Origin of the sequence: Nocardioides sp., assembly GCF_036401255.1 — a bacterium.
In the GTDB taxonomy this organism is placed as follows: Bacteria; Actinomycetota; Actinomycetes; order Propionibacteriales; family Nocardioidaceae; genus Nocardioides.
On the sequence record NZ_DASWVI010000392.1, the window covers coordinates 1 to 3,425 of the forward strand.

At 74.2% G+C, this 3,425-nt stretch carries 3 protein-coding genes; 2 read left to right on the top strand and 1 reads right to left on the bottom strand.

Annotation, left to right across the window (positions count from 1 at the left end; translation table 11 throughout):
- Together VGD85_RS18340 and VGD85_RS18345 are read left to right on the top strand one after the other, a co-directional pair.
- A partial coding sequence (locus tag VGD85_RS18340) for a hypothetical protein (RefSeq protein WP_331064868.1) occupies positions 1 to 613 on the top strand: 613 nt, incomplete at its 5' end.
- On the top strand, positions 613 to 1,962 hold the full coding sequence (locus VGD85_RS18345) for a flavin monoamine oxidase family protein (RefSeq protein WP_331064869.1): 1,350 nt from the start codon (positions 613 to 615) through the stop codon (positions 1,960 to 1,962). The genes VGD85_RS18340 and VGD85_RS18345, both read left to right, overlap by 1 nt.
- 13 nt (positions 1,963 to 1,975) lie before the next feature.
- On the opposite strand, the gene VGD85_RS18350 is transcribed toward VGD85_RS18345, so the two are convergent.
- The coding region (locus VGD85_RS18350; RefSeq protein ID WP_331064870.1) for an alpha/beta hydrolase at positions 1,976 to 3,425 on the bottom strand (1,450 nt) is incomplete at its 5' end.

The following is a 3,425-nucleotide window of genomic DNA, read 5'->3' on the forward strand; positions in this document are numbered from 1 at the left end:
GCTGCGCGGCCGGGTCGCCGGCTGCGCCACGCGGCGGGCGCTGACCGAGCGCCGGGCGGGCGGGGCGGGCGGCGTGCTCGACGCGATGGCGATCCTGCGCGACAACGGCACCGGAGGCGGACCGCGGTGGTCGCCGCTGAACGGCTCGATGGCCGGGCCCAACATGCACGCCGGCGGGCTGCTCGCCTCCAGCCAGACCGTGTCGTCGTGGGTGAGCGACCTCGAGTCGAGCACCCACTGGTCGACCGGCACCGCGGACCCGGCCCTGTCGCTGTTCGTCCCGCTGCGCGCGGCCGAGCCGCTCGCGGAGTCGGCGTACCCCACCGAGGGTGTGACCAACCGGCGCGACGACCGGTCGCTGTGGTGGCGCCACGAGCGGCTGCACCGCGCGGCGCTGCGTGACTGGGCGGGTGTGGAGGAGCGGATCGCGGCCGAGCGCGACGAGGCGCAACGGCGTTGGGCATCCGCGCCACCGTCGACCGAGGCGGCGCTCGCCGAGGCCGAGGCGCTGCGGGAGAGCTGGTCGGCGCTCGCCGACGCGGTCGCCGGGGACACCCGGCCGGCCTGGGTGCGCCGCCGCTGGGCGGGCTTCGAGAGGAAGGCGGCCGGCTGATGACCGACGTCGTGGTGGTGGGGGCGGGACTGTCCGGACTCGCGGCGGCCCGGCGGCTGCAGGCGGCCGGCCGGTCGGTGGTGGTCGTCGAGGCGCGCGACCGGGTGGGCGGCCGCACCGAGGCCGGGGCGCTCGGTGACGGCCAGTGGATCGAGCTCGGGGGACAGTGGGTGGGACCGACCCAGGACCGGATGTACGAGCTGATCGGCGAGCTCGGCCTCGAGACGATCCCGACGTACAACGACGGCGACATCGTGTTCTCGCTGTGCGGGCGATCCGGCCGGCTGGCGGGGAAGAAGGGCGCGATCCCGCGCCTGAACCCGTTCGCGATCGCCGACCTCGCCCAGGGCACGCTGCGCTTCGCGCGGCTGGCCCGGCGGGTCGACCTCGAGCGACCCTGGGACACCGAGCGCGCCGCGGCGCTCGACGGGCAGACGTTCCGCACGTGGGTGCAGCGCAACCTGCGCACGCCCCAGGGCCGCGCATACTTCGAGCTCTACTGCGAGGCGGTGTTCTCCGCGGACCTCTCGGACATGTCGCTGCTGCACGCGCTCTTCTACACCCACTCCGGCACCGACATGGACACGCTGATGGCCGTCGACCGCGGCGCGCAGCAGGACCGGATCGCCGGCGGCTCGTGGCGGATCAGCGAGCGGCTGGCGGACGGGCTCGACGTGCGGCTCGGCCAGCCGGTGCGGTCGGTCTCGCAGGGCGACGGTGGCGTGCGGGTCACGACCCGCGACGGCACGGCGTACGACGCGGAGCGCGCGATCATCACCGTGCCGCCGGCCCTCGCGGGACGGCTGGAGTACGACCCGCCGATGCCGAGCTGGCGCGACCAGCTGACCCAGAAGGTGCCGGCGGGCAGCGTGTTCAAGGTCTACGCCGTCTACCCCACGCCGTTCTGGCGCGAGGACGGCCTCAGCGGCCAGGCGGGCTCCGACACCGGACCGGTCAAGGTCACCTTCGACAACACCCCGCCCGGCTACGACCGCGGCATCTTGATGGGCTTCATCGAGGCCGCCGACGGCCGGGAGTGGGCGCGGCGCTCGCCCGAGGAGCGCCGGGCCGCGGTGGTGGACTGCTTCGTGCGCTACTTCGGCCCGCGCGCCGCCGAGCCGCTGGAGTACCTCGAGCGCGACTGGATGGCCGAGGAGTTCACCCGGGGGTGCTACGGGGCGCACTTCGCCCCCGGCGTCTGGACCGGCTTCGGCCATGCGCTGCGCGAGCCGGTCGGCCGGCTGCACTGGGCGGGCGCCGAGTGCGCGCCGGTGTGGAACGGCTACATGGAGGGCGCCGTACGCTCCGGGGAGGCGACCGCCGACGAGGTGCACGCGCTGCTCGGCTGAGGTCCAGGGACGATCAGCAGGAGAGACCGTCCTCCGGGACCGTGCCGTCGACGAGGTAGTCCTCGACCGCCTCGTCGACGCACTCGTTGCCGGAGTTGTAGCCGGTGTGGCCGTCGCCGTCGCGGCTGATCAGCACCCCGGACGCGAGCTGGTGGGCCAGGTGCACCGCCCAGTCGTACGGCGTGGCCGGGTCGCGGGTCGTGCCGATGACGACGATCGGGGCCGCGCCGGCCGCCCGGACCTCGCGCGGCCGCTCGGTCGAGCGGACCTGGATGCCACCGCAGGTCGTCAGGCCCCAGGCGAACACGCTGCCGAACGTCGGCGAGGCGCGCTCGAAGTCCGCGAGGTTGGCGGGCACCTGGTCGGCGGTGATGGCGTAGGGGTCGTCGAGGCAGCTGATCACGTAGATCGCCTCCGAGCTGTTGTCGGTGTAGCCGTCGGTCCCTCGGGAGGTGTAGAGGTCGGAGAGCCGCAGCAGCACCGAACCGTCGCCCTGGAAGCCGATCCGCAGCGCCTGGCTGAGGATCGTCCAGTAGTCCCGGCTGTAGAGGGGCAACACGATGCCGTAGAACGCGTTGCCGACGTCGAGCTCGCGGTCACCGCCGGCGGGCAGCGGGTGGGCGTCGACCGAGTCGATGAACGCCCGGATGCGGTCCAGGCCGGCGTCGACCGTGTCGCCGAGGAAGCAGCCGTCGGTCTGCTCGACGCAGTTGGAGACGTAGGCGCGCAGCGCGGTCTCGAAGCCCGCGGCCTGCTCGATGCTGAGCTCGCGGGAGCTGATCGAGAGGTCGACCGCCCCGTCGAGCACCAGCCGCCCGACCCGGTCGGGGAACAGGTCGGCGTACGTCGCGCCGAGCTTGGTGCCGTAGGAGGCCCCGAAGTAGGTCATGGTCGACTCGCCGAGCGCCGCGCGCAGCACGTCCATGTCGCGCGCGGCCTCGATCGTGGTCACGTGCGCGGCGAGCGCGCCGGACCGCTCGGCGCAACCGCGGCCCAGCGCGTCGACCCAGCCCTCGTAGTCGGCGACCTCCTGCGGGGTGTCGGGATCGGGGTCGCCGGCGAGGTAGGCGTCGAGGTCGTCGTCGCTCAGGCAGTCCACCGGGTCGCTCTCGCCGGTGCCGCGCGGATCGAAGCCGACGATGTCATAGGCGTCGAGCAGCGGCTCACGGAACACCTGCGCGGCGCTGGCGGCGTAGTCGGTGCCGGGGGCGCCGGGCCCGCCGGGGTTGACGACGAGCGAGCCGATCCGCCGGTTCGGGTCGGCCGCGGGCACCTTGAGCAGGGCGAGGTCGATGGTCTCGCCGCCCGGGTGCCGGTAGTCGAGCGGGACCGTGAGCGTGGCACAGAGCGCCTCGTCGTCCGGGCACGCCGACCAGGACAGGGGCTGGGCGTAGAACGGCGCGAGATCGGGGCGAGGCGGTGTGGTCGCGCCCGGCTGCGGGGACGTCGTGGGCGAGTCGGAC

What these genes read in the sequence shown, in the direction of transcription:
- VGD85_RS18345 (WP_331064869.1), top strand. Translation starts at nt 613, where the DNA reads ATGACCGACGTCGTGGTGGTGGGGGCGGGACTGTCCGGACTCGCGGCG.